This window comes from Streptomyces sp. S.PNR 29, assembly GCF_030386795.1.
Lineage (GTDB): Bacteria > Actinomycetota > Actinomycetes > Streptomycetales > Streptomycetaceae > Streptomyces.
In genome coordinates this window covers 159,098-185,484 of sequence record NZ_JANUQM010000018.1, presented here as the reverse complement: position 1 = coordinate 185,484, position 26,387 = coordinate 159,098, and the positions used below count along the sequence as shown (strand labels likewise).

The window sequence follows — 26,387 nt, the reverse complement described above, 5'->3', positions numbered from 1 at the left end:
CCGTGCCCGGACAGAGCGCACGTACTCAGATCCACCCGAGTACGTGCGTCCGGTGTGACCGCTCATCCCGGTCGGTTCGACTGACGACGGGCCTGCCTCACCTCGCGGTCGACGGCCCAGGCGTCCGCCACCGGGCCCACGTGGCCGAGCTTGTCGGGGTTGATCACCGAGCGGATCGTCTGGATCTGCCCGTCGAGTACGTCGAGCACCAGGGTGTTGAGGACCTTGCCGTCCCGGTCCCGGAAGATCGCGCCCGGCTGGCCGTTGACCTCCTGCGGCTCGATCGTCACGCCGACCCGGGCCATCGGGGGGAAGACGGAGCCCAGCAGCCGGGCCACGTTCTCGGCGCCGGCAACGGCCCTGGCCAGCTGCGGAGCCTTGCCGCCGCCGTCTCCGACCAACTGCGCGTCGGCGGCCAGCAGATGCTGCAGCCCGCCCACATCGCCGTCCTTCAACGCCTCGAAGAACCGCGACGCCAGCTCCTGCCGCTCCTGCCGGTCCGCCGCGAACCGCGGTCGCCCGGCCTCCATGTGCCGTCGCGCCCGCACCAGCAGCTGCCGGCACGCCGCCTCCGACCGCCCCACCGCCGCGGCGACCTCGCCGAACCCGAAGCCGAACACCTCCCGCAGCACGAACACCGCCCGCTCCAGCGGGCTGAGCCGCTCCAGCAGCAGCAGCGCCGCCATCGACACCGAGTCGGCCAGCTCCACCGACCGCGCCGGGTCCTCGTACGGATCGCTCAGCAGCGGCTCGGGGAACCACGGGCCCACGTACTCCTCCCGCCGCGCCCGCGCGGAACGCAGCACATCGATCGCGATGCGCGTGACCGTGGCCGACAGGAAGGCCTTGGTCGACGCGGGCCGGGTCGCGGAGCCGTCGAAGCGCAGCCACGTCTCCTGCACCGCGTCCTCGGCCTCGGCCACACTGCCCAGAATCCGATAGGCGATCGAGAACAGCAGCGGCCGCAGCTCCTCGAACTCCTCGACCTTGCACACGCCGAAATCCCCTTCCTCCACGGGCTGGTTCAGTGGAACTGGCCGGGCTCGTACTCACCGGCCGGCTGCTGAGTGATGACGTTCACCCGGTTCGCCATGTTCATGAAGGAGACCAGGATCACCAGGGCGGCGAGCTGATCCTCGTCGTAGTGCTGGGCGGCCCGCGCCCACACCTCGTCGCTGACCCCGCCGGCCGCGTCCGCGACCCGGGTGCCCTCCTCCGCCAGCTCCAGCGCGGCACGCTCGGCCTCGGTGAAGACCGTGGCCTCCCGCCACGCCGCGACCAGGTGCAGCCGTACCGGGGTCTCGCCGGCGGCGGCGGCGTCCTTGGTGTGCATGTCGATGCAGACGGCACAGCCGTTGATCTGGCTCACGCGCAGCGCCACCAGCTCCTGGGTGGTGGCCGGCAGCGGCGAGTCCTTGAGCATCTTGCCCACCGCCATGAAGTGCTTGATGGCCTTGCTGCCGGTCGGGGCGGCGAAGAAGTTCAGTCGCGCGTCCATGGTGTGCTCCTCTGCGGTCGTCGGTGCCTGCACCCCCGAGACGAGATGGCCCGTCCCCCTGTGACATGGGCGCGTGTGACCTGCGTCTCCCCTCCGCCGCCTTCGGCACCCATGGAACTTTCGTGGCGCCGGGGGGAGTTGTGACAGCAGAACGCGCGGTGCGCACGCGTACGACCGGAACGACACGGGCTGAAGCCGAGGTGGCACGGATGGCGATGTGGGATCGGATCAAGGACCAGGCCAAGACGCTGCAGCAGGCGCAGGGGGCGCGGGGCACCGGCGGACACGGGCGGCCCGGTGCGGGGTCCTCCGGGGGGTCGCGGGCTCAGCTGGTGAACACGCTCAAGTCCCAGCTCACCTCCCTGAAGGCGGAGTTGAAGAGCGGCGCCTACCGGGACGCCAGCATGGCCATGTGCGCCCTGGTCGCCGCCGCCGACGGGCAGGTCGACCCGGCCGAGCGGCAGCACGTGGAGTCGCTGCTGCTGCACAACGACGTCCTGCAGAACTTCCCGCCCGACCAGCTGCGGCAGCGCTTCAACAAGCATGTCGACCAGCTGGCACTCAACTTCCAGCAGGGCAAGGCCGAGGCCCTGCAGGAGATAGCCAAGGCGGCGAAGAAGCCGACGGAGGCCCGGGCGGTCGTGCAGACCGGCTTCGTCGTCGCGGGCGCGGACGGATACGTCGCGCCGGCCGAGGAACAGGTCCTGCGTGAGGCGTGCTCGGTACTCGGGCTGCCCGCCCAGGAGTTCGGCCTCTGACGACGCGCCTCGGGCGTTCCTGGTCGTCGCTCCGCGGTGGGGCCAGGCGCAGCACGGTGCGCCCGGCCGGGCATGCCGTGCGTGAACAGGGCGGGTTCGGCACGGCGGGTGATCCCGGGGGCACGCCGACCGCCAGGTGCTGCGGGGCGCCGAGCCCCTCCGCTTGAGGCGCGCACCTGCTCAAGCATCATCCGTGGCAGAACCCGGAGATTGCTGCCGTGCCGGTCGTGGCGGTCGGAGGCATGCCTGCGGTGGCCCGCCGACCACACGACGCCCGCCCGACCTTCCGCTTCGTGGCCGGCCCGGCACCGACCTCAGCGTTGTCACCGACGTCATCCACGGCTCGGACTGCTCCGCCTTCCACCCAGAGCTTCCCCCACACCGTCGTCCCCGGCTGAACACAGCGGCGGCGTTCGCAGAGCCGTTGTGCAGGACGGCGCGGATCCCCCGTGGACGTTTCGTGGATACCGCCCGGTAAGTCTCCTCGGGCACCTACTGCGGCCACCTCGGATTGGTACCTTCCGCTCCTACCGGCTCGGGGGGACCGTCAACGCCGGTACCAGACCTGCACAAATGAAGATGGACGGAACGCCTTGCGCACTTCTCGTGTAACCCCAGGAGGAAGGCACCGCTGGCGGGTGCCGAAGAGCCGGCGCGGTCGAATAGGGGCGGCCGGCGCGATATCCGTACTGGCGATGGCACTCCTCGCGCCGCTGGCGTCGGCGGCCCTGAGCGGCTCCTCCGACCCCACCCCCCAGCCGCTGCCGGACCGGGTCACCGACACCTCCCGACTGCCGTCCGGGTGGCAGAAGTCGGGCGACCGGATGGTCACGTACGACGGGGACGCCACCGGACTGCACATACTGGTCGCCGATGCCGCCCACGCCTACCGCTGGCGCACCGCGGCCACGCTGTCCGAGCCGGGCATCGACACCGACCAGTGGATCGGCCAGACCTGTGTCACGGGGTCGGGCGACCGCGCCGTGGTGGTCTACGCGCCCCGGCAGGCGACCAACGACCAACAGGGCTTCCAGCAGGGCGCCTTCGCCGCCGTGGTCGACCTGGCGGACGGCACGGTGACCAAACTGCCGCAGCTGGTCTCCCTCGCCTACTTCAACCCCGGTTGCGGCTCGGGCGAACGCGCCGTGCTCTCCCGGCCGGAGGGCGAGGGCACGCAGCTGCTGACCGTCGACGCACGGCAGGGCAAGCTGACGGGCCGGCAGACCGTCCCGGGGCAGCTGACCTCCGCCGTGCCCTTCGAGGGCGGGATCGCGGCGGCCACCCGTGACTCCGTGGTCTCGGTGAACGGCCGGGGACACGTCCGCACCCTGGCCCGTACGGTGGGGACGCCGTTCCGGCTGGTGCCGGACGCGCACCACGGCCTGGCCTACCAGGTCCCGGCCTCCGGCAAGAAGGTGCAGGTCCGCCGCGTCACGCAGGGCGGCTCCGACCATCTGCTCGGCTCCGGCCCGCTCGGCGCCCTGGCGGTGCGCGGCGGCGGCGGCCGGGTCTTCGTGACCGGGAAGGACGCGCGGGAGGACATCCCGGGCTCCGCTCTGCCGAAGGGGTGGAAGGCACTCGACGTCCCGGCCCTGTCCGAGGTCTCCACCACCGGCCATCTCGCCCTGACCCGGGTCGGCAACGGCACCGAGGCGGCCGGCCGCAAGGACGTGGGCACGGCTCCCGCCCCCGCCACCGCGCAGCCCGTCGGCATCAAGGCCCTGGTACCGGGCACGGGCGCCACGTTCGACTTCCGGGTGCAGCCCAGAGCGCCACGACCCGGGCAGGGCGCCGAGCAGTCCCCGGCCCTGTCCGCGCGCACCGCGACGCCCGACGAGGGCGGGATGCACACCAACAGCATCCGGACGGAAAGCGTCGACGACGACGGCCCGGCGCACACCACCACCGACCCGGACCGCGCCTGCGCCGTCACCCGCAACGACCCCGAGCTGCAGGCGCTCCAGCCGTCACCCGCCCAGGTCGAGTGGGCGACGGACCTGGCCGTGCAGGGCAAGCTCGACGAACGCCGCCGGAAGGGCTGGAACGGCACCGACCTGCCGTCGTACACCCCGCAGGAGCTGTTCCCGCCCGTCGCGCTCAAGGGCGGCGGCCGGGTGCCCGCGCAGATCATGCTGGGTGTGCTCGCCCAGGAGTCCAATCTGGTGCAGGCCACCTCCCGGGCGTCCGCCGGTGAGAGCGGCAACTTCATCCAGGGCGGCTACTACGGCAACGCCGGCAGCGTGCACACCGTCAACTGGGCCGCCGCCGACTGCGGTTACGGCATCGCCCAGGTGACCAGCGGCATGGCCAAGTCGGACGCCACGTACACCGCCGAGCAGCAGAAGGCGATCACCGTGGACTACGCGGCCAACATCGCGGCCGGTCTGCAGATCCTCCAGGACAAGTGGAACCAGCTCCACGACCACGGCATGCTCGTCAACGGCGGCGACCCCGAATACCTGGAGAACTGGTGGTTCGCGCTGTGGGCGTACAACAGCGGCTTCAATCTGCCGGACGCCTCGGACGCCGCCGCCCCGTGGGGCCTCGGCTGGTTCAACAACCCGGCCAACGGCCTCTACCCGCCGGACCGCAAGATGTTCCTCTCCTCCGGCGCCGACGACGCCCGCAACCCCAACCTGTGGACCTACCCGGAGCGGGTCCTGGGCTGGGCGGCGTACTCCCAGCAGAAGACCGACCCGGCGACCGGCACGTCCGGCCCGGCCTTCACCGTCGGCAGCTGGCCGACCGGCAACGCGCCCGACGCCCAGCCGCCGCACGACGCCTTCTGCAAGCCCGACGTCAACGACTGCGACACCTCCAAGCCCCGCAAGGTGGAGGGATCGAGCCAGCCCACGGGCCCCTGCCAGCGGGACGACTTCAAGTGCTGGTGGCACCAGCCGGCGACCTGGACGGACTGTGCCACCACCTGCGGCACCGAGGTGCTGAAGTACCAGGCGACCGACCCCGAGCCGGAGCCCGCCTCCCCGCACCCGGCGTCCTGCGCCTCCACCCTGCCGCGGAACGCGCTGATCGTGGACGACGTACCGAACACGGTGAAGTTCCGGGTCGGCAGCACCAACCCCTGCGCCGGCCTGCGCAACTGGACCAGCCGGGGCACCCTGTCGTTCACCTTCGGCTCCGCGGAGCAGAACGGCGCGACCGTCTACCCGTCGAAGATCGACTTCCACCAGCTCGGTTCGGGCTTCGGCGGCCACTTCTGGTTCACCCACACCCGGGACCCGAAGTACACCGACTCGGTCGTCACCGGCACCTGGACGCCCGACCGGACGATCAAGGGCTGGGCGCGGGTGATGGTGCATCTGCCCGACCACGAGGCCACCACCGGCCAGGCCACCTACCACATCGACCTCGGTGACGGCACCGTCGTGGACAAGACGATCTCCCAGGACACCGGCGGCCGGAACGCCTGGGTCTCGCTGGGCTCGTACGAGTTCCACGGCACCCCGAGTGTCTCGCTGAGCTCCGACACGGCGGACGGCACCGGGGACGACTCGATCGCCTGGGACGCCCTGGCGTTCGAGCCCCTGCCCGGCGAGCCCGCGGACGCGGTCACCCCGGCGTCGTAGCGGTCGACGGACCGGACACACATACGCCCCCGGACAGGCACCTCGCCTGTCCGGGGGCGTTCGTCATGCCGTCGCCGGGACGCTACCCGGCCTGTGAACCGCCGTCGCCCGTCACGTCGGTCACCTTCCAGCGCTGGTTGGCACCGGAGTTCGGCAGCCACACCCCGACGCCGGCGCCCTCGTTCGTGGACTGGCCGGAGACGTCCGCGAGCCGGCCGGTGGCGGCGTTGACGAGGGTCCAGGTGCCGTCGCCGGTCGTCGACATGATCCACTGGGCGGCGCTGTCACGGCGGCCCTCGTCGGGCTCGGCCACCAGGGCACCGTCCCGGACGGCCAGGCGCTTGTCCTCGGTGGCCTCGGTGAGGACGTACCGCTTGCGGTTGTCGGTGCCTCGGATCTGCTCCACCCGCCACTGCTGACCGCTCGGGTCGGAGGCGTCGGCGCTCCTGATGACGAGCCCGGTGCCGTTGTCGGCGATGGTGAGGTCCTTGCCGCTCTGGACGCCGGTCAGCCGGTAGGTGTGGCCCTTGCGCAGTTCGGCCGCGTCCTCGGCGACGCCGGAGACGCCCTTGACGAGGAAGGAGGTCACGGACTGGGCGGGCACGGTGATCGTGGCCTGCTCGCCGGTGACCCGGACGGCCTTCTGCTTCGCCAGCTTGCCGTCGGCGCTGGTCACCACCGGGGTGACGGTGGCACGGGAGGAGATCCGGCCGAACTTCGACAGGTCGAGCGTGACCTCACGCGCCTCGGTGGTGCTGTTGACGTGGACGACGGTCGCCGCGTCGCCCTTCCGGGAGACCGCCGCGGTGCTGGAGGTGTCGTCCGTCTTGATCAGCCGGTCGCCGGGCTTGATGTAGTGGGTGAAGTTCCGGGCGGTGTCGAACTTGGTGTTGGTGTAGATCGGGCAGGTCTCGAGGGTGTCCTTCGAGGTGCAGCTGAAGGGGATCTGGATCTCGCCCCAGTTGCCGCCCTTCGCGGACTCGCCACCCGGCTTCATGTTGTCGTAGTCCTCGACGGGCTGCCAGAACACCCAGGCCCGTGGCTCCAGTTCACGCAGGTCGTCGACCATGCGCTGGGCGAGGCCCAGGCCGGGCCGCATGTCCGTGAAGCTCTGGCCGTCGCCCCAGTCGCCCTCGACCTCGCTCATCCACAGCGGCTTGTCGGCGGCCTTGGCCAGGTCGCGCACGCTGGTGCGCTGTCCGGTGCCGTAGGTGTGGACGTTCATCTGGCCGACCAGGTCGCGCACTTCCTGGGGATAGGAGTTCCAGTTGGTGGCGAAGGTGCCGGGGTTGGTCTCGTCCATCGCGGAGATCTCCGCGCCGGTGCGGGACTTCTCCAGGACCGGGCCCAGCGCGCGGAGCACCTTCTGCTGGAGCTCGGGGCCCATGTGGGCGCCCTCCTGGCGGCCGCCCACGGGCTCTCCGTCCGGGCCGAGCTTGGTGCCCCAGTAGTTGGTGTTCGGCTCGTTGAACGGGTCCAGCGTGTCGACCTTGATGCCGTGCGCCTTCTCCAGCCGCTCGGTGGCACCCACCAGGTACTTGGCGAAGTCGTCGACGGACTCGGTCTTCAGCTGGTCCTTGCCCGCGTCGAAGTTGCCGGAGACGTATCCGCTCTCGGTCATGAACCAGGGCGGCGAGTTGCTGAACGCCTCCCAGTGGGTGATGTCCTTCTTGATGCGGTCCACCCACCAGCGCTGGGTGGCGTCGGCCTTGTCGTTCCAGTCGGCGGGGTCGTCGGCGTCCCACCAGTCGACGTCCTCGCGGGTGGTGCCCGCCGGGGCCTTCCACCAGCCCTCGACCGCGCCTCCGGCACGGAGGTAGTCCTTGACGTCCGGGGCGTTGCCGCCGCCGATGTTGTAGCGGGCGATGTTCAGGGCGAGGCCGTCGTCACCGAAGAGGAGCTTGGCGAGCTTCTCCCGTATCGCGGGCGGGTAGTCGCCGGTGGCGTTGGCGAACCAGACCAGGCTGGTGCCCCAGCCCTCGAACTTCTGCTGCTTGTAGGAGGGGTCGGGCCGGACGGTGACCGAAGCGGTGGCGGCCGTCGTCCCGGCGTGCGCTGCCGGCAGCGAGGTGGTGGCCAGAACGGTCCCGGTCGCGAGTGCGGTGATGCCGATGGCCCCCAGGAGCCGTTTCTTGCGGGTGCGCTGTGCCATCTCGGGGTGCTCCCACTCTTCCGTGTGCTTCGCCGGCTGCTGTCATGTTTACGTAAACATCCGACGGCGTGATGTCTACACCGCCCCGATCCGAAGGGTCAAGAAGTCGTCAAGTACCGAAAGTTGCGAAGCACGGGCCGGCGGGATCCCGCCATCGGCCCCGGCGTCCCCGAGGAGACGCCGGGGCCGGCCGCCGCGGTCAGAGGGCCGCGGCCTCCTCGGTGGTGAGGAAGCGGAGGTTCTTGACGTACTCGTTGACGAGCATCGGCACGCCGTCGGAGGCCAGGTACCACCTCGGCTTGCCCGTGCTGTCGGCGATCACCCGGCCGTTGACGCGGAGGTTCTCGAAGGTGACGTCCTTGACGAGGCGCTCCTCGCTGAGGCCCATCATCACCGAGAGGTCGGCGTTCTTGCCGTTGTAGCTGAGGTCCTTGATGTAGACGGACTCGATGCCGCGGCCGGCCGAGGTGTTGTACTTCGGGTTGTACTCGACCCGCATGTGGATGAGCTGGCCCCAGCGGAAGTCCTCCACGCGGATGTTGTCGAACGTGACGTCCCGGACGAGGTTGCTGTCACCGACCATGAAGGCGATGGCGCCCTGGTACGTCACCTGCGGCTCACGGTGGTCGAGGATGTCAATGTTCTCGAAGTTCAGGTTCTCCAGCACCTCGGGGGTGTCGGAGTTGCCGTGCACGCCGATGTTGATGGGGTGGGCGACGTCGGCCCACAGGGAGCAGTTCCTGACGGTGATGTTGCGGGTGTCGCCGTAGAAGTCCCAGCGGTGGGTGTAGAGGGCGACGGAGTCGTCGGACGTGCGCAGGAAGCAGCCGTCGACCGTGACGTTCTCGGAGCAGTAGAGCTGGATGCCGTCGCCCCAGCCCTGATGGCTGAAGGCGCGCAGGTTGTTGATGGTGAGGTTCCGGGTCTCGGCGACCCGGACGTTCTCGTACCGGGGGTTGAGGATCGTGACGCCGTCGATGGTGATGTTCTCGCACTTGCGGACGAACATCGCGCCGACGGGGGAGTTGTAGAGCACGCCGCGGCCGGTCAGCCGGGCGTTCTCCACGTTCTCGAAGATCACCTGGGAGGTGAGGACGGCACCCGCGGCCAGATAGACGGTGGTGCCGCTCGGCACCTTCAGCGTCCGGTCGGGGGTGGTGTGCAGTCCGGGCCCGAAGTACATGACCTTCTTGTCGCCCTCGGCGGGCGGGTCCTGCTCGATCGGGTTCGCGAGCAGGTGCAGGCAGTCGAAGATCTTGTCGTCGAGCTGGACGACGACGTTGCGGGGCCGGTCCAGAGTGAACCGTACGCTGCTCCCGAGCACCTCGGGCTTGATGCCGTACGAGTCGGGGCGGACGCGGGCCTTCTCGAAGCCGCCCGGGTTGTAGGTGACCTCGACCTCGACGGTGCCGGAGAAGTCGAACATGGCCACGGAGGAGTTCTGGGCCCTGTTGCTGCCGGTGACGGGGTCGATCAGCGCGAGCCTGGCCAGGTAGACGTCGAGTCTCTGCCAGGTGCCGCCGAGCGGGCGGACCTTGACCGTGAAGGCGTTGTTGACCGGCACCTGCGGAAGGGTCGGGTGCTTGATGACGATGTCCTGAGCGGCGGTCTCATCCGCCGTGGCAGCGGCCGCCTGGGCGGTGCTCGCGAGGCTGCCGGCCAGGCCTGCGACAGCGAGTGCGCCGACGCCCTGGAGGGTGGTTCGCCGGGACGGTGACGGGCTCATGGTGGCTCCTTGACGGGACGTGGATGGGTGGCCATCTGCAGCCGGAGGTGGGCGTGTGGGCGACGGACTGACCCGCCACGCGGAAATCTGCGGCACGAGCAAAATCTGCGTCAAGGGATCGGCCGATTTTCGAAACAACCGGTTTCTAAGTGGTGCCCTCCTATGGTCTGCGCTGTGGCCAGGGCGGTACGGCGTCGGCGGGCCGGTCGGACACCCCCCGTCGTGCGACTGGGCTGCAACCGGTTTCTAACCGGCCCGGTTGGGGCCGAGCGCCGCAACCCCCCAGGTCAGAGACCTGGGGGGTTGCGTCCGGCTGGTGCTCCCGTCAGGCGCCCCTCGTCATCCGAACTGGCCGGGCTGGTAGTCGCCGGCGGGCTGCTGGACGATGACGTTCAGGCGGTTGAACGTGTTGATGAGGGCGATCATGGACACCAGGGCGGCGAGCTGCTCCTCGTCGAAGTGCTTGGCGGCGTTCGCCCAGGCGTCGTCCGTGACACCGCCGGCCGCGTCGGCGATGCGGGTGCCCTGTTCCGTCAGCTCCAGGGCGGCGCGCTCGGCGTCGGTGAACACCTTGGCCTCCCGCCAGGCCGCCACCAGGTTGAGGCGCTGCTGGGTCTCCCCCGCGGCCGCGGCGTCCTTGGTGTGCATGTCGACGCAGAAACCGCAGCCGTTGATCTGGCTGGCGCGGAGCGTCACCAGATGGCCGATCGAGGCCGGCAGGGTCGAGTCCTCCAGCACCTTGCCCGCGGAGACGAGGTGCTTCACGAACTTGTTCGCGACGGGGCTGGCGAAGAGGTTCAGGCGCGCTTCCATGGTCAACTCCCTTGTGGTTACGGACGCTTACACCTCCCCGACGAAGCAGCGCGGCAGGATGTGACATGACGGTCCGTGAAGTGCTCCGACGGCGGATGGCTAGGAGCCCCCGGCGCCCTCGACATTGGCCACCATCCTGCGCAGCACCTTGAGCGCGGCCACGTACTCTTCGTCGCTGATGCCCTGGTGGACCACGGCGCGCACCTCGGTCGCCAGCTCACGGAGCCGCGCTCTGGCGGCCTCCCCGGCCTCCGTGAGGTGCAGGCGCTGCCCGTCGTCGGTCCGGAGCCATTCGCGGTGGAGCAACTGGTCGACGACCCGGGCGATTTCGTGCGGCCCGTCGGCGAGGTGCGTCAGCTGCGCGACGACCTCCTCGCGACTCGGCGCTGCGGGACCGCCGTTCACGCGGTTGAGTACCCAGTACTGCGGCTGCGTGACGTCGATCTTGGCCATGGCGTCACGCAGGTGCCGGGTGACGGTCGCATGAGTCAGGCCGCACCAGTAGCCGACCGGCTGAGTGGCCAGCATGTCATCGGTGGCGGCCGGGTTCGCCGGCGCCTGGTCAGTGAGGGTTCCGGTCTGTAATTCCATGATCGCGACGCTACATTCCACCTTCCGCACCGCACCATCGGAACGCGGCATTCACTGCAACTCAGGAGCACTAACCGTGCAGTTCGCGGTAGGCCGCGACCGCCCCGGCGTGCAGGGGCACGACACCGGTGGAGATCAGGCTGCGGACGTCGAGGAACTGGGTGCCGAGGGCCGCCGTGGGCACCAGGTGGGTGGCGCGCCGGACCAGGACGCGGGTGAGGGCCGCGGCGACGGGGCCGGGCAGGTCGGGGCGGCACAGGAGGAGGTTGGCGACTCCTATGGTGGCCACCTCGGTCGTTCCCGGGTACGCCCCCGCCGGCACGGTCACCGCTTCGAGGCCCGAACCCGCCTGCCCCCCGCCGGCCCGCAGGCGGGGCAGCAGGGTGGCCAGGGGGAGGAGGCGGATGCCGGGGCGGGTGCCCAGCGCGGACAGCACCGGCAGCGGTACGCCGCCCGCGACCAGCAGCGCGTCGATGGCGCCGTCCCGCATCGCGCGCGCCGCCTGCGGCATCAGCAGATGCCGGACCCGTACGTCCGTGCCCGGCGTCAGGCCCGCCGCGCGCAACAGACGGTCGCCGAGCACCGCACCGCCGGACGCCGGCGCGCCCAGCGAGACGGTGCGGCCCGCCAGGTCGGCGACGGTACGGATGGGCGCGTCCGCGCGTACGGCCAGCTGTGCGTAGTTCTCGTACACCCGGCCGATCGCGTACAGCGGGACACCGCGGGCGAAGGGCGCCGCGCCGCCGTACGCGGCCCACGCGATGTCGGCCAGGGCCAGCGCCACTTCGGCCCGGCGCGCCTGGAGCAGCCGCACGTTGGCCACGCTGCCCTCGCTGGTGATCACCTCGCAGGACAGCCGGGGGTAGGCCGCCGCGACCTGGTCGGCCAGCAGCCGGCCGAAGGCCGCGTAGAAACCGTCGGACTCGCCCGTCGCGATGCGCACCGTGCCCACCGGGCCATGGTCCGCGCGGCGGGCGTCGGCCGTCGTGGCGCCCGCGAGCAGTCCGGCGCATGCCGTGCCGAGTGCCGCGCGCAGGGCGGTGCGGCGGGTGGGGCCGGTCATGCCGGGTCCTCGGCGCGCGGGAGGACGACCCGGACCCGCAGGCCGTGCGGCTCGGCCGCCGTGAACTCGACGCGTCCGCCGCGCCCTGTCACCAGCTGTTCGGCGATCGCCAGGCCGAGGCCGCTGCCGCGAATGTCCCGGTGACGCTCGGAGCGCCAGAAACGGGTGCCCGCCTGGGTGAGTTCGCCGGTGGCGAGGCCCGGCCCGTCGTCCCGTACCTCGAACACCGCGTCCGGTCCCTCGGCGCGGCAGCGCATCTCGACCCGGGCGCCGCGCCCGGCGTACTTGATCGCGTTGTCGAGCAGCACGTCGGCCAGCTGGGCCAGTTCGGCCTCCGCGCACGCCACGAGGACGCCGGGCCCGGGGTCGGACACCAGGCGGACCCCGGCCTGTTCGGCCACCGGATGCCACAGCTGTGCCTGCGCCTCGGTGACCGCCGCCGCGTCGCACCAGGCCTGGTGCGCGCCCACCGCCAGTTCACCGGCGCGGTGTTCGGCGGTGGCGAGGGCGAGCAGGTCGTCGAGCAGGTGCTCCATGCGTTCGAGTTCGGCCGTGATCCCCGTGTAGGTACGGCCGGCGGAGGCGGGCAGCCGCGGCTGGAGCGAGTCGACGCGCAGACGCAGCGCCGCGAGCGGATTGCGCAGCTGGTGCGAGGTGTCGGCCACCAGACGCCGCTGCTGCTCCAGCGCGGCGGTCACCGTGTCGGCCATCCGGTTGAAGCCGGCGGCCAGCTGGCGCAGTTCCGGAGGGCCGCCGGCCCGGGCGTGCTCGGGCGGCAGCCCGGCGGCCAGGGTGCCGACCGCGCGGTCGAGCCGGTGCAGCGGGCGTACGACCCACCGTGTGGCGGCGCGGGCGAGCATCCCACAGGCCACGGCGAACAGGACCGCGCCGACCAGGACGAGCGCCCAGCGCAGGGCGATGTCGTCCGCGGCGGCCCGCACCGAGGCGCGCAGCACCACGGCGCCGGACACCCGGGTGCCGGTGCCGACGGGGCGGGCGAGCAGCCGGTCGGCCCGGGACCAGGGACGCAGCGTCCCGCCGGGCGAGACGGGCTGGTTGCGCAGCGCCGCGTCGACCAGCCGCGCGACGGCCGGGTCGGCGGCACGCATGCCGCCCGTCTGCGCCACCGGGGCGCGGCGGGCGTCGACGACCACGACCGCTTCGCCGTACAGCTGGGTGTAACGGGTCACCTCGGCGGTCAGCGCGCCGGTGTCGCCGCTCTCGGCAGCCTGCTCGGCAAGGCCTGCGAAGCGGTCGAGGTCGGCGGTGCGCGCCGCGACGAGCCGCTGGGTGCGCTGGGACGCGGTGACTTCCAGCAGAGGTACGGCGAACCCGGCCACCGCGAGTACGGCGAAGGCCAGGACGACGGTCAGCACCCGGGTACGCATGGGTGGGCCCCTGCCGGCTCAGTCGCCGAACCGGTAGCCGAAGCCGCGGATGGTGGTCAGCGCCTGAGGGCGGCCGAGTTTGGCGCGCAGCTGGGTGAGGTGGACGTCGAGCGAGCGGGACACCGCCAGGTACGCGTCGCCCCACACCTCGTCCATCAGCTGCTGGCGGCTGACGGCCGTGCCCGCCCGGGCCGCCAGGGCCGCGAGGACCTCGAACTCCTTGGTGGTCAGGCGCACCTCGGCGCCGGCGACCAGCACCCGGCGTGCGTCGAGGTCGACCTCGACGTCTCCGGTGCGGACCGTGCGCGGCGCTTGCGGAGCGGCGGGGGCGGCGGCCCGCCGGGTGACCGCGTCGATACGGGCCAGCAGCTCGGCCAGCCGTACCGGCTTGACGAGGTAGTCGTCGGCGCCCAGACGCAGGCCGCGCACCACCGACCGTTCGTCACCCCGGGCGGTGAGGACCACCACCGGAAGGGCGCTCACCGCGCGCAGCTTGCGCAGCACCTCCAGACCGTCGAGGTCGGGCAGGCCGAGGTCGAGCAGCAGCAGGTCGGCCTGCCGGTGCCGGGCGAGGACCTCCTCGCCGCGGCGCACCCGGGTGGGGAGGTGGCCCTGCTCGTACAGGGCCTCGGTCAGCGCTCCGGCCACACCGTCGTCGTCCTCCGCCAGCAGCACGTGCACGGCCGCCTCCCTCGCGTCAGTTGCGGGCCTCGGTCTCCAGCGGCGATCCGTCCGACGTCTCGCGCATCCGAATGTAGACGAGCAGCGAGATCAGGACGCAGGCGGTGACGTAGTAGAAGTACCAGGACTCGTGGCCGGCGTTCTTGAACCACAGGGCGACGTACTCCGCCGTCCCGCCGAACAGGGCCACGGTCAGCGCGTACGGCAGGCCGACGCCCAGCGCCCGGATCGAGGTCGGGAACAGCTCCGCCTTCACCACCGCGCTGATCGAGGTGTACAGGGAGCTGACGGCCAGCGGCACGAGCATCAGCAGGAACGCGTGCACCGGGTCGCCGGTGTGGGACAGCAGGGTGAGCGAGGGCACCGTCACGACGGCGCCGAGCACTCCGAACGCGATCAGCATCGGACGGCGCCCCACCCGGTCGGAGAGCAGGCCCATGACCGGTTGCAGCACGACGAACACGAGCAGCGCGCAGAAGTTGATCCAGGCCGCCGTCGGCTTGGCGATGCCGCTGGTGTTGACCATGAACTTCTGCAGGTAGGTGGTGTACGTGTAGAAGAACAGCGTGCCGCCCATGGTCAGCCCGACGACGACCAGGCACTGCCGGGGGTAGGACAGCAGCAGCCGCAGGCTGCCGCGCGCGGGGCCGCTCCCTGGGTCCTCGCCCCCGCCCTCGGCCGCGGCACGCCGGTAGCTCTCGGACTCGTCCATGCCGCGGCGCAGCCACAGCACGACCACCGCCCCGGCGGCGCCGACGACGAACGCGATCCGCCAGCCCCACGCCTCCATCTGCGCGGAGCTGAGCAGCGACTGCAGGACGATCTGGATGCCGAGCGCGGTCAGCTGCCCGGCGATGAGGGTGACGTACTGGAAACTGGAGTAGTAGCCGCGGCGGCCGGGCGAGGCCACCTCCGACATGTAGGTGGCCGAGGTCGAGTACTCACCGCCGACCGAGATGCCCTGCAGCAGCCGCGCCGCCACCAGCAGCACCGGAGCGGCGACCCCGATGGAGCCGTACGACGGGGTCACCGCCACGATCAGCGAACCGGCCGCCATGAGCGTCACCGACAGCGTCAGCGCCGCGCGCCGGCCGCGCCGGTCGGCGTAGCGGCCCAGGACCCAGCCGCCGATCGGCCGCATCAGGAAGCCGACGGCGAACACCGCGGCGGTGTTCAGCAGCTGGGCGGTCTGGTCCCCCGAGGGGAAGAACGCGGCGGCGAAGTACACGCTGAACGCGGTGTACGCGTACCAGTCGTACCACTCGATCAGGTTGCCGATCGATCCGCGCACGATGTTGCTGACGACCCTGCGTTCGCCGCGGCGCGACTTTTCGCGCACGGCCGTGGTCTGTGTGGCCATCGGAACTCCCTTGTCTGCGGCCCGGGAGCACACAGAGTCGGCGGCACGGCGCGGCCGTTCAACAGCGGGGAGCAAGTCCTAACAGTCTCTTAGGGTCCGGGCGCCCGTTACCTTATGGAGCCGTGGCGGACATACGCGGGGATGTGCGGGGGTGGTGGCAGCGGGGCCGGGCGCTGGGGGCGGCCAATCCGTTGCTGGTCGACATCGGGATCGCGCTGCTGGTGCAGGCGGCGATGACGATGCCGTTCGTGGTGCCGCGCCCGCCCGAGCTGGAGCCGGCCACCTGGCCCGCGTACGGGCTCACGACCCTCACCGTGGTCCCCCTGGTCTGGCGGCGGCGCGCTCCGGTCGCCGTCCTGCTCGCGATCATCGCGGCCAGCGCCCTGTACCGGCTGGCGCTGGAGGGGCCCGGGCAGCCGCTGCCGTACCCCGGGCTCGTCATCGTCTACACGATCGCCGCGCTGTCGTCGCCGGCCAAGCGGCTGGCCACCGGGCTTGTGCTGCTGGTCGCCGTGCCCGGGTCGGTGTGGCTCAACACCCGCTCGGCGCGTGAACTGACCTTCTCCGGCTTCGTGTTCGCGGCGGCCTATGTCTTCGGGCGGCTGACCGATGCCCGCCAGCGGGCCAACCGGGTCGAGGCCGAGCAGGCCGCGGCGCGCGAGCGGGCCCGGATCGCACGGGAGATGCACGACGTCCTCTCCCACGCGGTGAGCCTGATGATCGTGCAGGCGGAGGCCGGCCCGGTGGCGGTCCGTACGGCCCCGGAGCGGGCGGAGGCCGCCTTCGACGCGATCTCCGAGACGGGCCGGGACGCCATGACGCAGCTGCGCCGGATGCTGGGGGTGCTGCGCGAGGGCGACGAGCCGGGGGCCGCCCCGCTCGAACCGCAACCCGGCCTCGCGGAGCTGCCGGATCTCCTGGACCGGGTCCGGGCCAGTGGTCTCGATGTCGTGCACCGGACGGCGGGGGCCGCGCGTCCGCTGCCGGACGCGACCGGGGCGACCGTCTTCCGGATCGTCCAGGAGGCGCTGACGAACACGGTCAGGCACGCGGATGCCCACACCGTGTCCATACAACTCACCTACGGGGAAACCGACTTGTGCATCGAGGTGACGGACGACGGACGCGGTCCGCAGTCCGGTTCCGGCGGCGGCCACGGACTCGTCGGGGTCCGCGAGCGGGCGGCGGCGCACGGCGGTACGGCGGTCACCGGGCCCGGCCCGGACGGCCGGGGCTTCCAGGTGCGGGTGCGTATCCCGGTACCGTCACCGTCCTTGGCGGAGGTGGCGCGTTGACGATCCGCGTGGTGGTGGCCGACGACCAGGAACTGGTGCGCAGCGGATTCGCGATGATCCTCGACGTCCAGCCGGACATGGAGGTGGTCGCGGAGGCGGGTGACGGGGCCGAGGCGGTCGAGGCGGTACGGCGGCACGACCCCGATGTGGCGCTGCTGGACATCCGGATGCCCCGCATGGACGGGATCGAGGCCTGCCGCGCGATCAGTTCGGCGGGCGACTGCCGGACGGTGATGCTGACGACCTTCGACTCCGACGAGTACGTGTACGAGGCGCTGCACGCGGGTGCGAGCGGTTTCCTGCTGAAGGACGTGCGCCGGGACGATCTCGTGCACGCCGTACGGGTGGTGGCGCGAGGCGACTCGCTGCTCGCGCCGTCCGTGGCCCGGCGCCTGGTGGAGCAGTACACGCGCCCCACCGCCCGCCGACGGCGGCCCGACCCGCGGCTGGACGTGCTGACCGGGCGGGAACGGCAGACGCTGCTGCTGCTCGCGCGGGGCATGTCGAACGCGGAGATCGCCGCGGAGCTGGTCGTCAGCGACCACACGGTCAAGACCCATGTCGGCAATGTGCTCGCCAAGCTGGGGCTGCGGGACCGGATCCAGGCCGTGATCTGCGCCTACGAGACGGGGCTGGTCGCGGCCGGGGATCCCCCGCCCAGGGGAGCGTCCCGTCCCGGTTCCTCCCCCGCGCCGGTGAGGGACTGACTCCCCGAAGACCGCCTGCGCGGGCGATCCACGACAAGCCGCCGCTCAGCAGGATGGAGCCGTCCATCCCAAGAGCACCTGAGCAACAAGGGTGCCCATCCATGGAGTTGAGCATGAGGCACACGACCCGCACCCTGCTGGCGGCGGCGCTCGTCCTGGGCGTCGCGGCCGGCCCTTCGGCACTGCCCGCCGCGGCGTCCACCCCGTCCGCCCCCTCCGCCGGGGCCTCGGCACCATCCACGGACCCCGCCCCGCAGGACCCGCTGCGGACCGCCATCGCGGGCCTGCCGACCGCGGACGCGACGGCCGCGCTGGTGCGGGTCGGCGGAAGGGAGGGCGTCTGGCGGGGCAGTTCGGGCGTGCACGACCTGAGGACCGGCCGGCCGGCCGATCCGTCCGCCCGCTTCCGCGCCGGTTCCGTGACCAAGGTCTTCACGGCGGCGGTCGCCCTGCAGCTGGCCGCCGAGGGCAGACTGAACCTGGACGGCAGTGCCCGCTCGTACCTGCCGGACCTGATCCCGGCGTCGTACGGGGACGTCACCGTCCGGCAGTTGCTCAACCACACCCACGGCATCCCGGCCCCCGACTTCCCCGGGACCACGGTCGAGGAGGCGTACGCGAACCGCTTCCGGATCCATGACCCCGAGGACATGGTCCGCTCGGCGACGTCTGAGCGACGGGAGTTCGCGCCGGGCGAGAAGCAGCACTACCTCAACATCGGCTACACGATCGCGGGTCTGGTGATCGAGCGCGTCACGGGCGACTCGTACGAGCACCAGGTCGCCCGCCGGATCCTGAAGCCGCTCGGGCTGCACGGCACGTACTTCCCCGGGACGAACCCGCGCATCATCGGCCCGCACAACCACGGCTACCAGACGATGCGGCTGGACGACGGGACGACCGGACTGCGCGACGTGTCGGTGTGGGGGACGACGGACGGCTGGGCGGCCGGCGACATCGTCTCGACCACGGCGGACCTGGAGCGCTTCACCAACGCCCTGTTCCAGGGCCGGGTGGTGCGTGGCCCGCTCCTGGAGGAGATGTTCACGCTGCCTAAGGTGACGGACTTCAGGAGCGGCGACCCGGCCGCCTACTCCGTCGGCCTCTCGATGAAGAAGCTGGGCGGCCGCGAGGTGTGGGGCAAGACGGGCGGCCGCTGGGGCTACAACGCGGCCATCGCCTCCACCCGCAACGGCTCCCGCACGCTGGTCTACAGCGTCAACTCCACGGACGCCAAGGGCCAGGACATGAACAAGGTGGCGCAGAACATCATGGTGGCGGCGTACGGCAGGCCATAGCGGCACGCCCGGTACCTTGGTGCGGGGGGGTGCGGAATGAGCGACTCTTCCCGCTGTTCGGTCTGCCCTCCCCCGTGCCCGCGCAGGCACGGGGGCGGTTCACGTGCCGGCGTTCTCGGCCAGTGTGTGCGCCACGAGCGCGTTGGCATGGCCGTGTCCCAGACCGTGCTCGGTCTTGAGCCAGGTGACGAGCTCCCTGTGCCGGGTCAGCGGCGAGGCGCGGATCAGGTCCTTCCACTCGGTGATCGGACGGCCGTACTTCTTCTCGATGGAGGGGAAGTAACTGGCGGGGCCCTTCACGGATGCGGTCACGTCGGTCGGTTCCTTTCCTTCACTCGCTGTCGCCGGTATGACCGGCCCGGCGCGAGGAAGCAATCGGCCCTGGCCGGTGATCCCGGTCACACCCTCCGCAGGACGGCGCGGGCCGGGAGGACGGTGGCCGCCGTGGCGAGCAGCAGGCAGACCGTCACCACGCCCGCGACCCAGGGCCAGGCCACCGACAACTCCACCGGCAGGCCCAGTTCCTCGCGCAGGCCGTGGACCGTGCCGAGCAGGGCGGGAGCGGCCACCGTCAGGCCGAGGGCCGCGCCCAGGGTGACGACGCAGCACGTTTCGGCCGCGAGCGCCAGCAGCACCTGACGCGGCGTCGCGCCGGACAGGCGCAGGACGCGGAGATCACGCACCCGGCCCAGGGTGGCCGTCAGCAGGGTGGAGGCGACGGCAAGGGCGGTGTAGCCCGCCGACAGGGCGACGAGGATCAGGGTGAACCGCAGGACCAGCCGGTCCTCCTCGGCGTCGTCCGAGGCCGCGTAGGCCGCCACCGGCATCTCTTCGGCGCCGAGTCCCGCGGGGAGCCGCGTCCCGTCGGGACCCGTTCGGTAGGCGACATCCGCCAGCGCCGAAGGGTCATGGGCGCGTACCAGTTCGCGGGGGAGGAAGACCTGGTACGGCATCGAGTCGTCGGCCACGGCTGTCACCCGCAACCGCCGCGTACGGCCGTCCTCGAACGTGAGGAGGGCGACGTGGCCTGTCCGCCAGCCGTGCGCGGCCGCCACGGCCGCCGTGACGACGACGGTGTCACCCCGGGGCGCGGGCACGGCGTACACCTGCCGGAAGCCGGACGACACCCCGGCCGCGGACAGGGCCGCCCTGCCCTCACCGCCGTAGACCGTGGTCGCCAGCAGCGCCGTGCCCTCGACCCGGTCGACCGCCGCGTCCGACAGGCCCGGCGTCCCCCTGGGCACCACCGCCGCCTCCGCCCGTACGGCCGCGGCCTGCCGGGCGGTGTCGGCACTCTGGGTCGTCTGCACGGTGCTGGTGATCAGTACGGCGAAGGCGACGGTCGCCAGCACCGGGGCGACGGTGGAGGAGGTGCGGCGCACCGCGGTGAGCATGTTCTCGCGTACGAGCAGGGCCGTCGCACCGGGACGCCGGGCGAGCGGCCGGGTCAGTGCCCCGATCACGGGCCCGACCAGCGCGGGCAGGAGGAGGGTCAGGCCCGCCGTCAGGCCCATCGCCGCGCCGAGGGCCAGCAGCACCATGCCGTCGGCCCCCGCCAGGGCCGTGCCCACCGAACAGACCGCGCCGACCCCCGTCAACGCCAGCCCGGCGGCCCACCGGCGTCGCGTCATCGGGTTGCTGTCCACCACCGCCTCCCGCATCGCCTCCAGCGGCCTCACCCGGGCCGCCCGTCGCGACGCGGCGCCCACTCCGGCGAGTGCCACCACCACGCCCAGAGCGACGGCCGCGGCCGGCACCCACCACCGGATGCGCACCTCGAAGCCCGCCGGCTGGAAACCCGCGTCGATCAGCAGCCCGGTCATCGCCGGCGCGAGCACCACGGAGAGCAGCGCCCCCGTCACCGCGCCGAGAAGACCGACCGTCAGCGCTTCGGCGTACACCATGCGCCTCAACTGCCGCGGTGTGGCGCCGATCGTCCGCAGCAGGCCGAACTCGCGGCGCCGCTGCGCGACGGTGAACGCGAACGTCGAGGAGACGACGAAGACCGTGACGAAGGCGGAGAGCAGCGCCATGGCGGTGAGCACCTGGCCGCCGATCCAGCGGGTCATCTCGTCCTGCCTCGGCGCGAGCGCATCGCGGGAGGCACCGGTCAGGACCGTGCCGTCGCCGCCGACGGCACCCCGCGCGGCGGCCGCGACGCGGGCGGGGTCGGCACCGGGCTCCAGGAGCAGCCCGATGACCCGTACGCCGCCCGCCAGTTCGGCGGCCCGCCGGTCGGTGACGTAGTAGCCGGGGCCGTTCACCGTGCCGGACACCGACCACCGCCGCGGCCCGTGCGCCGTCAGCACCGTGACGGTCTCGCCCGGCGCGCGGCCGAGTGCCTCGTCCACGACGATCTCGTCCGCCGTGGCCGGCCCTCTGCCCGCGCTCAGGCCGTACGCGGCGAGCGCCGCGGCCGACCAGGGGTGGCCCTGCCGTTCCCCCGCCCGCTGTTCGCTGCCCACCGCCTGTGCGTAGAAGGACCGGTCCGCCACCGCCGAGGCCACTCCCGGCAGTTCGGCCAGCGTCCGCCGCAACGTCTCGGCGCGTTCCGGTGGCCACGGCGGGTTCTCCACGAACACCCCCTCGGATCGCGTTCCGGCCGGGCTCTGCACCAGCACCGGCGCCCCCGCGAGCCGTTCCGGCACCCCCGTGCCCTCCGACAGCAGGACCAGCCCGCTCATGGCCACGACCGCGACGCCCAGCGCCACGGCCACGAAGGACCCCAGGAAGGAGGTCCATCGTTCCCGCACCGTCGCCAGGCTGATCACGACCGCACCTCCAGTGCGGCCGTCCGCGCCGCGATCGCCTCGGCACCGACGGCACCCGGCAGTTCGTCCACCAGCCGTCCGTCGGCCAGCAGCGCCACCCGGTCCGCGTACGCCGCGGCGGCCGGGTCGTGCGTCACCATCACGACCGTCTGTCCACGGCCGTCCACCAGGTCCCGCAGCAGCCGCAGCACCACCCGTGAGGCCCTGGTGTCCAGTGCCCCGGTCGGCTCGTCGGCGAAGAGGACGGCGGGCCGCGCGATCATCGCGCGGGCGATCGCGACGCGCTGCCGCTGTCCTCCGGACAGTTCGCCCGGCCGGTGCCCGTGACGGTCCGCGAGGCCGACCGCGTCGAGCGCCGCCCGCACCTCGTCCGCCGCCGGACGGCATCCGGCCAGTCTCAGCGGCAGTTCGACGTTCTGCGCGGCGGTCAGCGCCGACACCAGGTTGAACGCCTGGAAGACGAACCCCACCCGTTCCCGGCGCAGCACGGTCAGCGCGTTCTCGTCGAGCCCGCCCAGTTCCGTACCGCCGATCAGCACCTCGCCGGAGCTCGGCCGGTCGAGGCCCGCCGCGCAGTGCAGCAAGGTGGACTTGCCGGACCCGGAGGGGCCCATCACGGCCGTCATCGTCCCGGCGGCGAAGTCCAGGGTCACGTCGTCGAGAGCGGTGACGGCCCCTTCCCCGGCGCCGTAGCGCTTGGTCACCGACCGCAGCTCGACGGGCCGGACGGCCGACGTGCCCGGTGTCGTGGTCGTGTTCCTCGTGGTCGTGTTCCTCGTGGTCATGTGCCAAGGCAACGACGGGAACCCGGTCCGGCACATTGCCGCCAGGGCGAGAGCCGATACTCCATCTGGCACTACTGCCGTCGCCGGCCGGCGCCGCTACGGTCGACCGTGTGTCCCCTCGAACCGTTCTGGAGGCCCTGACCCGCAGCCCGTTGGGGTTCCTCCGCAGCGTCTGGCCCTGGCGGGCACTGGGGCACCTGCTGTCGGGCGGGGTGTTCGCGGCCGGTGCCTACCTGGCTGTCGGCGGACTGTTCACCGCGCCCATCGGCACCTTCGCCAGGGTGCTCTGCGCGGTCGCCGTCGTGGTCTTCGCCGCTGCCCTCGCCGGCCCCCTGGAGCGGCGCCGCCTCGCCCTCGTCGACCGCGGCGACCGCGGTGACCGGCCGGAACCGCGCAGCGGTCCGCGCACCGCCGGCTACGGCGCCGTGTCCGTCCTGGCGGTCGGCTGGATGGACCTCGCCCTCGTCCTGGTCTCGCTCGGCATCCCGGGCTTCCTCCTCCTCACGCCGCTGCAGCCCACCGCCTCCCCCTGGCAGAGCGTGGCCGGCCCCGTCGCGGGCGCCCTGCTCCTGCCGGTGGCCGCTTATCCCGTCGGCGCGTGGGCCGGTGTCCGCGCCGCCGTGACCCGTGCGGTCCTCTTCCCGCCGGACCGCGAACTGCGCGAGGTCGTACGCTCCCGGGCCCGGCTCGTCGACGCCTTCGAGGCCGAACGCCGCCGCATCGAGCGCGACCTCCACGACGGTGCCCAGCAGCGCCTCGTCGCCCTCACCGTGAAACTGGGCCTGGCCACCCTCGACCTGCCGCCCGGCAGCCCCGCGTCGCAACAGGTCGCCGAGGCCCACGCCCTCGCCAAGGAAGCGCTCACCGAACTGCGGGAACTGATCCGTGGCATCCATCCCCAGATCCTGACCGAGCGCGGCGTGCCCGCCGCCGTGCGGGACATCGCCGGGCGCTGCCCGGTACCCGCCGACCTCGACATCGACCTCCCCGGCCGGCTGCCGGCCGCGGTCGAGCAGACGGCGTACTTCGTGACCGCCGAGGCCCTCACCAACATCGCCAGGCACAGCGGTGCGGACCGCTGCCGCATCACCGCCCGCTGCCACGACGGCGTGCTCCGCCTCGACATCGAGGACAACGGCGGCGGCGACGCGGACCCCGCTCGCGGTACGGGCCTGACCGGACTCGCCGACAGGATCGCCGCCGCCGACGGCAGAATGCTCCTGTCCAGCCCGCCCGGCGGGCCCACCCTCCTCAGAGCGGAGATACCGTGCGGCACCCCCTCCGCATAGTGATCGCGGAGGATGCCGTCCTCCTGCGCGAAGGCCTCGTCCATCTGCTCCGGCGCTTCGGCCACCAGGTCCTCGCCGCCGTGGGCGACGGCCCCGCCCTGCTCGCCGCCGCCCGGGAACACCGGCCGGACCTGGTGATCACCGACGTCCGCATGCCGCCCGGGCAGACGGACGAGGGGCTGCGCACGGCCCGCCTCCTCCAGGCCGAGCAGCCCGCACTGGCGGTCCTCGTCCTCAGTCAGTACGTCGAGCAGACCTTCGCCGAGGAACTCCTGGACGACCGCCGCGGCAGCACCGGCATGGGGTACCTCCTCAAGGAACGCATCGGAGACGTCGAGGAGTTCGCGGACGCCGTCACCCGCGTCGCCGCCGGCGCCACGGTCGTCGACCCGGAGGTCGTACGCCAGCTGCTCGCCCGCCGCCGCGACCCCCTGGACCGGCTCACCCCCCGTGAACACGAGGTTCTCGCCCTCATGGCCGAGGGCCGTTCCAACGGGGCGATCGCCCGCCGCCTCGTGGTCACCGAGGCCGCCGTCGCCAAGCACATCGCGAGCATCCTCCAGAAGCTCCGGCTGCCCCCGGCGGCCCCCGACGACCACCGTCGCGTCCTTGCGGTGCTGGCCTATCTGCGCGCCTAGGTGTGCTGTCCGGGGACGTCGGGGACGGCCTTCACCAGGCCCGTCTGGTAGGCGATGACGACCAGCTGGGCGCGGTCGCGGGCGCCCAGTTTGGTCATCGCGCGGTGGATGTGGGTCCGTACGGTCAGCGGGCTGAGCACGAGGACCTCGGCGATCTCGTCGTTGGACCTGCCCTCCGCGGCCAGGGCCATCACCTCGCGCTCGCGGACGGTGAGTTCGGACAGGCGCTGCGGGGGCGCCAGATGGGTGTCGGGGGCGGGGGACATGAGGAAGCGGGTGATGAGGGAACGGGTGGCGGCGGGGGAGAGGAGGGACTCGCCGGAGGCCACGGTGCGCAGGCCGGCCAGGAGGGTGTCGGCCGTGACGTCCTTGCCGAGGAAGCCGCTGGCACCGGCGCGCAGCGCCTGGGCGACGTAGTCCTCGGTCTCGAACGTGGTCAGGATGAGGACGCGGGTGGCGGCCAGCTCCGGGTCGGCGCAGATGGCGGAGGTGGCGCTGAGGCCGTCCGTGCCCGGCATCCGGATGTCCATGAGGACGACGTCGGGGTGGTGGGCCCGGGTCAGTTCCACCGCCTCCGTGCCGTCCGAGGCCTCGCCGACCACCGCCAGGTCGTCGCAGGAGTCGATCAGGATCCGGAAGGTGGCCCGCAGCAGGGCCTGGTCGTCGGCGAGCAGGACGCGGATGGTCATGGGGTCGTTCCCTCTTCCGGGGCGTGCGAGTGCAGCGGGAGAGCCGTGGTGACTTCGAAGCCGCCTTCGGGGCGGTGACCGGCGCTGAGGCAGCCGCCGACGGACTGGGCACGCTCCCGCATGCCCATCAGGCCGAAGCCACGGTCCGGGCCGGGGGGCGGGGTGGCGGCGGCGGTCGCGCTTCCGTTGTCGGTGACGCTGATCGTCAGCCGGTTCCCGGAGTACGCGAGGCGAATGTGTGCCGTCTGCGCGGCAGCGTGCTTGGTGACGTTGGTGAGTGCCTCCTGGACGATCCGGAAGGCGGTCAGGTCCACGCCGGGTGAGAGGGGCCGCGGCTCCCCTTCGGTGGTGACCGTGACCTTGAGTCCGGCGGACTCGCAGGCCGAGACCAGCTCGGGGAGACGGCCGAGCCCGGGGGACGGCTCCAGGGACGCGGCGTCCGGGTCGTTCGGCCTGCGCAGCACGCCGACGGTGGCCTTGAGTTCGCGCAGCGCCGAGGAGGTGGTGCCGGTCAGGTCGTCGAGGATCTTCTGCGCCTGGGCGGGGCTGCTGCGCGCCAGGTGAGCCGCGGTGCCGGCCTGGGCGTTGGCCAGCGCCAGGTGGTGGGCCACGACGTCGTGCAGCTCGCGGGCGATGCGCATGCGCTCCTCGGTGACCCGCAGCCGCGCCTCCTCCTCACGGGTGCGCTCGGCGTGTTCGGCGCGGGCCTGCACCGACTGCAGGTAGGCGTGACGCAGCTGGGTCATCTTGCCGGCGGCGAGGGGCATCAGCAGCCAGAAGACCGGGCCGATCGTCCTGAGCAGCATCGAGAGGTGGCCCATGCTGTCGGAGAACACGGCCGCGAGCGTCACCGCCGCCATGGTCGTGAGGCCGTATGCGCGGGTGGTCGTGCGGTCGCTCTGGGCGGCCAGCCAGTAGAGCGCCGCCATGACGGGCGCCAGGAGCAGCGGCGTCACCAGGTAGCCCAGCGCGACCGCGGCCACGGTGCAGACCGCGGTCACGGCGACGGCCATCCGCACATGGGTACGGTGCTTCAGCAGGGCCAGGCAGGACACGCCCATGAGGGCGGTGGCGGCCCTCTCGTGGTCGGGCGGGTCGGCGCCGGGCATGGTGAGCGAGCTGCCGAGGGCCGCGCAGCCCATCAGCGCCAGGACGATCACGAGATCGACGGCGTGGGGGTGGCGGCCCTGGAACTCCTCGATGCGCTCCGCGTAGCGCCGGTCGAGTCCGAGCGACGCGCTGTCCCGGGGTCGCTTGCTCATCGGGTTCTCCGGTCGGTGTACTGGGTCCATCGTGAC

General features: G+C 72.2%; 22 protein-coding genes. 7 read left to right on the top strand and 15 right to left on the bottom strand.

What is annotated here, in order from left to right; translation table 11 throughout:
* Positions 1-62: 62 nt before the first annotated feature.
* Together NW895_RS36980 and NW895_RS36975 are read right to left on the bottom strand one after the other, a co-directional pair.
* Complete coding sequence (locus NW895_RS36980) at positions 63-995, bottom strand: RNA polymerase sigma-70 factor (RefSeq protein WP_289941322.1); 933 nt, start codon at positions 993-995, stop codon at positions 63-65.
* Positions 996-1,024: 29 nt separating this feature from the next.
* Positions 1,025-1,498: a carboxymuconolactone decarboxylase family protein gene (locus NW895_RS36975; protein WP_289941287.1), complete on the bottom strand. Its 474-nt coding sequence runs from the start codon at positions 1,496-1,498 to the stop codon at positions 1,025-1,027.
* 209 nt (positions 1,499-1,707) lie between these two features.
* Here NW895_RS36975 and NW895_RS36970 point away from each other — a divergent pair, with 209 nt between their 5' ends.
* Positions 1,708-2,256, top strand: coding sequence for a tellurite resistance TerB family protein (locus tag NW895_RS36970; protein ID WP_289941286.1), 549 nt, complete (start codon positions 1,708-1,710; stop codon positions 2,254-2,256).
* Between the two features lie 695 nt (positions 2,257-2,951).
* Positions 2,952-5,843, top strand: a complete 2,892-nt coding sequence (locus NW895_RS36965; protein WP_289941285.1) for a transglycosylase SLT domain-containing protein — start codon at positions 2,952-2,954, stop codon at positions 5,841-5,843.
* Positions 5,844-5,925: 82 nt separating this feature from the next.
* On the opposite strand, the gene NW895_RS36960 is transcribed toward NW895_RS36965, so the two are convergent.
* The 8 genes from NW895_RS36960 to NW895_RS36925 all read right to left on the bottom strand — a co-directional run bounded on the left by NW895_RS36960 (position 5,926) and on the right by NW895_RS36925 (position 15,617).
* Complete coding sequence (locus tag NW895_RS36960; protein WP_289941284.1) at positions 5,926-7,995, bottom strand: glycoside hydrolase; 2,070 nt, start codon at positions 7,993-7,995, stop codon at positions 5,926-5,928.
* A 199-nt stretch (positions 7,996-8,194) separates the two neighbouring features.
* The gene (locus tag NW895_RS36955) at positions 8,195-9,721 is read right to left on the bottom strand and encodes a glycosyl hydrolase family 28 protein (protein WP_289941283.1); all 1,527 of its coding nucleotides are present in this window, start codon (positions 9,719-9,721) and stop codon (positions 8,195-8,197) included.
* 339 nt (positions 9,722-10,060) lie between these two features.
* Complete coding sequence (locus NW895_RS36950; RefSeq protein ID WP_289941282.1) at positions 10,061-10,534, bottom strand: carboxymuconolactone decarboxylase family protein; 474 nt, start codon at positions 10,532-10,534, stop codon at positions 10,061-10,063.
* 99 nt (positions 10,535-10,633) lie between these two features.
* A complete protein-coding gene (locus NW895_RS36945) occupies positions 10,634-11,125 on the bottom strand; it encodes a MarR family winged helix-turn-helix transcriptional regulator (protein ID WP_289941281.1) in 492 nt (163 codons plus the stop codon).
* 70 nt (positions 11,126-11,195) lie between these two features.
* A complete protein-coding gene (locus NW895_RS36940; RefSeq protein WP_289941279.1) occupies positions 11,196-12,188 on the bottom strand; it encodes a TAXI family TRAP transporter solute-binding subunit in 993 nt (330 codons plus the stop codon).
* A complete protein-coding gene (locus NW895_RS36935; protein ID WP_289941278.1) occupies positions 12,185-13,576 on the bottom strand; it encodes a HAMP domain-containing sensor histidine kinase in 1,392 nt (463 codons plus the stop codon). Before NW895_RS36935 ends, NW895_RS36940 begins: the two co-directional genes overlap by 4 nt.
* 18 nt (positions 13,577-13,594) lie before the next feature.
* Complete coding sequence (locus NW895_RS36930) at positions 13,595-14,257, bottom strand: response regulator transcription factor (RefSeq protein WP_289941276.1); 663 nt, start codon at positions 14,255-14,257, stop codon at positions 13,595-13,597.
* Between the two features lie 16 nt (positions 14,258-14,273).
* Complete coding sequence (locus NW895_RS36925; protein WP_289941275.1) at positions 14,274-15,617, bottom strand: MFS transporter; 1,344 nt, start codon at positions 15,615-15,617, stop codon at positions 14,274-14,276.
* Positions 15,618-15,850: 233 nt separating this feature from the next.
* Here NW895_RS36925 and NW895_RS36920 point away from each other — a divergent pair, with 233 nt between their 5' ends.
* The 3 genes from NW895_RS36920 (at position 15,851) to NW895_RS36910 (ending at position 18,917) form a co-directional block, all read left to right on the top strand.
* Positions 15,851-16,912 (top strand): histidine kinase, encoded by a 1,062-nt coding sequence (locus NW895_RS36920; RefSeq protein WP_289941321.1) that lies wholly within the window; start codon positions 15,851-15,853, stop codon positions 16,910-16,912.
* Positions 16,909-17,619 carry a response regulator transcription factor gene (locus tag NW895_RS36915; protein ID WP_289941274.1) on the top strand — a complete coding sequence of 237 codons (711 nt, stop codon included), beginning with the start codon at positions 16,909-16,911 and terminating at the stop codon, positions 17,617-17,619. The genes NW895_RS36920 and NW895_RS36915 overlap by 4 nt, the downstream gene beginning before the upstream one ends.
* A 113-nt stretch (positions 17,620-17,732) precedes the next feature.
* Positions 17,733-18,917 carry a serine hydrolase domain-containing protein gene (locus NW895_RS36910; RefSeq protein ID WP_289941272.1) on the top strand — a complete coding sequence of 395 codons (1,185 nt, stop codon included), beginning with the start codon at positions 17,733-17,735 and terminating at the stop codon, positions 18,915-18,917.
* Positions 18,918-19,016: 99 nt separating this feature from the next.
* On the opposite strand, the gene NW895_RS36905 is transcribed toward NW895_RS36910, so the two are convergent.
* The 3 genes from NW895_RS36905 to NW895_RS36895 all read right to left on the bottom strand — a co-directional run bounded on the left by NW895_RS36905 (position 19,017) and on the right by NW895_RS36895 (position 22,473).
* Entirely contained in the window at positions 19,017-19,229 is a 213-nt protein-coding gene (locus NW895_RS36905) for a DUF4287 domain-containing protein (protein WP_289941271.1), read from the bottom strand.
* Between the two features lie 86 nt (positions 19,230-19,315).
* Complete coding sequence (locus NW895_RS36900) at positions 19,316-21,688, bottom strand: ABC transporter permease (RefSeq protein ID WP_289941269.1); 2,373 nt, start codon at positions 21,686-21,688, stop codon at positions 19,316-19,318.
* Positions 21,685-22,473: an ABC transporter ATP-binding protein gene (locus tag NW895_RS36895; protein ID WP_289941268.1), complete on the bottom strand. Its 789-nt coding sequence runs from the start codon at positions 22,471-22,473 to the stop codon at positions 21,685-21,687. Before NW895_RS36895 ends, NW895_RS36900 begins: the two co-directional genes overlap by 4 nt.
* 110 nt (positions 22,474-22,583) lie before the next feature.
* Between NW895_RS36895 and NW895_RS36890 the strand changes: the two genes are divergently transcribed.
* Together NW895_RS36890 and NW895_RS36885 are read left to right on the top strand one after the other, a co-directional pair.
* Positions 22,584-23,762 carry a sensor histidine kinase gene (locus NW895_RS36890; protein WP_289941267.1) on the top strand — a complete coding sequence of 393 codons (1,179 nt, stop codon included), beginning with the start codon at positions 22,584-22,586 and terminating at the stop codon, positions 23,760-23,762.
* The gene (locus NW895_RS36885; RefSeq protein WP_289941266.1) at positions 23,741-24,400 is read left to right on the top strand and encodes a response regulator transcription factor; all 660 of its coding nucleotides are present in this window, start codon (positions 23,741-23,743) and stop codon (positions 24,398-24,400) included. The genes NW895_RS36890 and NW895_RS36885 overlap by 22 nt, the downstream gene beginning before the upstream one ends.
* On the opposite strand, the gene NW895_RS36880 is transcribed toward NW895_RS36885, so the two are convergent.
* Positions 24,397-25,089, bottom strand: a complete 693-nt coding sequence (locus NW895_RS36880; protein ID WP_289941265.1) for a response regulator transcription factor — start codon at positions 25,087-25,089, stop codon at positions 24,397-24,399. The genes NW895_RS36885 and NW895_RS36880 overlap by 4 nt on opposite strands.
* Complete coding sequence (locus NW895_RS36875; RefSeq protein WP_289941264.1) at positions 25,086-26,351, bottom strand: sensor histidine kinase; 1,266 nt, start codon at positions 26,349-26,351, stop codon at positions 25,086-25,088. Before NW895_RS36875 ends, NW895_RS36880 begins: the two co-directional genes overlap by 4 nt.
* Between the last annotated feature and the right edge of the window lie 36 nt (positions 26,352-26,387).

What these genes read in the sequence shown, in the direction of transcription:
- NW895_RS36975 (WP_289941287.1), bottom strand. Translation starts at nt 1,498, where the DNA reads ATGGACGCGCGACTGAACTTCTTCGCCGCCCCGACCGGCAGCAAGGCC.
- NW895_RS36970 (WP_289941286.1), top strand. Translation starts at nt 1,708, where the DNA reads ATGGCGATGTGGGATCGGATCAAGGACCAGGCCAAGACGCTGCAGCAG.
- NW895_RS36965 (WP_289941285.1), top strand. Translation starts at nt 2,952, where the DNA reads ATGGCACTCCTCGCGCCGCTGGCGTCGGCGGCCCTGAGCGGCTCCTCC.
- NW895_RS36960 (WP_289941284.1), bottom strand. Translation starts at nt 7,995, where the DNA reads ATGGCACAGCGCACCCGCAAGAAACGGCTCCTGGGGGCCATCGGCATC.
- NW895_RS36955 (WP_289941283.1), bottom strand. Translation starts at nt 9,721, where the DNA reads ATGAGCCCGTCACCGTCCCGGCGAACCACCCTCCAGGGCGTCGGCGCA.
- NW895_RS36950 (WP_289941282.1), bottom strand. Translation starts at nt 10,534, where the DNA reads ATGGAAGCGCGCCTGAACCTCTTCGCCAGCCCCGTCGCGAACAAGTTC.
- NW895_RS36945 (WP_289941281.1), bottom strand. Translation starts at nt 11,125, where the DNA reads ATGGAATTACAGACCGGAACCCTCACTGACCAGGCGCCGGCGAACCCG.
- NW895_RS36940 (WP_289941279.1), bottom strand. Translation starts at nt 12,188, where the DNA reads ATGACCGGCCCCACCCGCCGCACCGCCCTGCGCGCGGCACTCGGCACG.
- NW895_RS36935 (WP_289941278.1), bottom strand. Translation starts at nt 13,576, where the DNA reads ATGCGTACCCGGGTGCTGACCGTCGTCCTGGCCTTCGCCGTACTCGCG.
- NW895_RS36925 (WP_289941275.1), bottom strand. Translation starts at nt 15,617, where the DNA reads ATGGCCACACAGACCACGGCCGTGCGCGAAAAGTCGCGCCGCGGCGAA.
- NW895_RS36920 (WP_289941321.1), top strand. Translation starts at nt 15,851, where the DNA reads ATGACGATGCCGTTCGTGGTGCCGCGCCCGCCCGAGCTGGAGCCGGCC.
- NW895_RS36910 (WP_289941272.1), top strand. Translation starts at nt 17,733, where the DNA reads ATGAGGCACACGACCCGCACCCTGCTGGCGGCGGCGCTCGTCCTGGGC.
- NW895_RS36895 (WP_289941268.1), bottom strand. Translation starts at nt 22,473, where the DNA reads ATGACCACGAGGAACACGACCACGAGGAACACGACCACGACACCGGGC.
- NW895_RS36880 (WP_289941265.1), bottom strand. Translation starts at nt 25,089, where the DNA reads ATGACCATCCGCGTCCTGCTCGCCGACGACCAGGCCCTGCTGCGGGCC.
- NW895_RS36875 (WP_289941264.1), bottom strand. Translation starts at nt 26,351, where the DNA reads ATGAGCAAGCGACCCCGGGACAGCGCGTCGCTCGGACTCGACCGGCGC.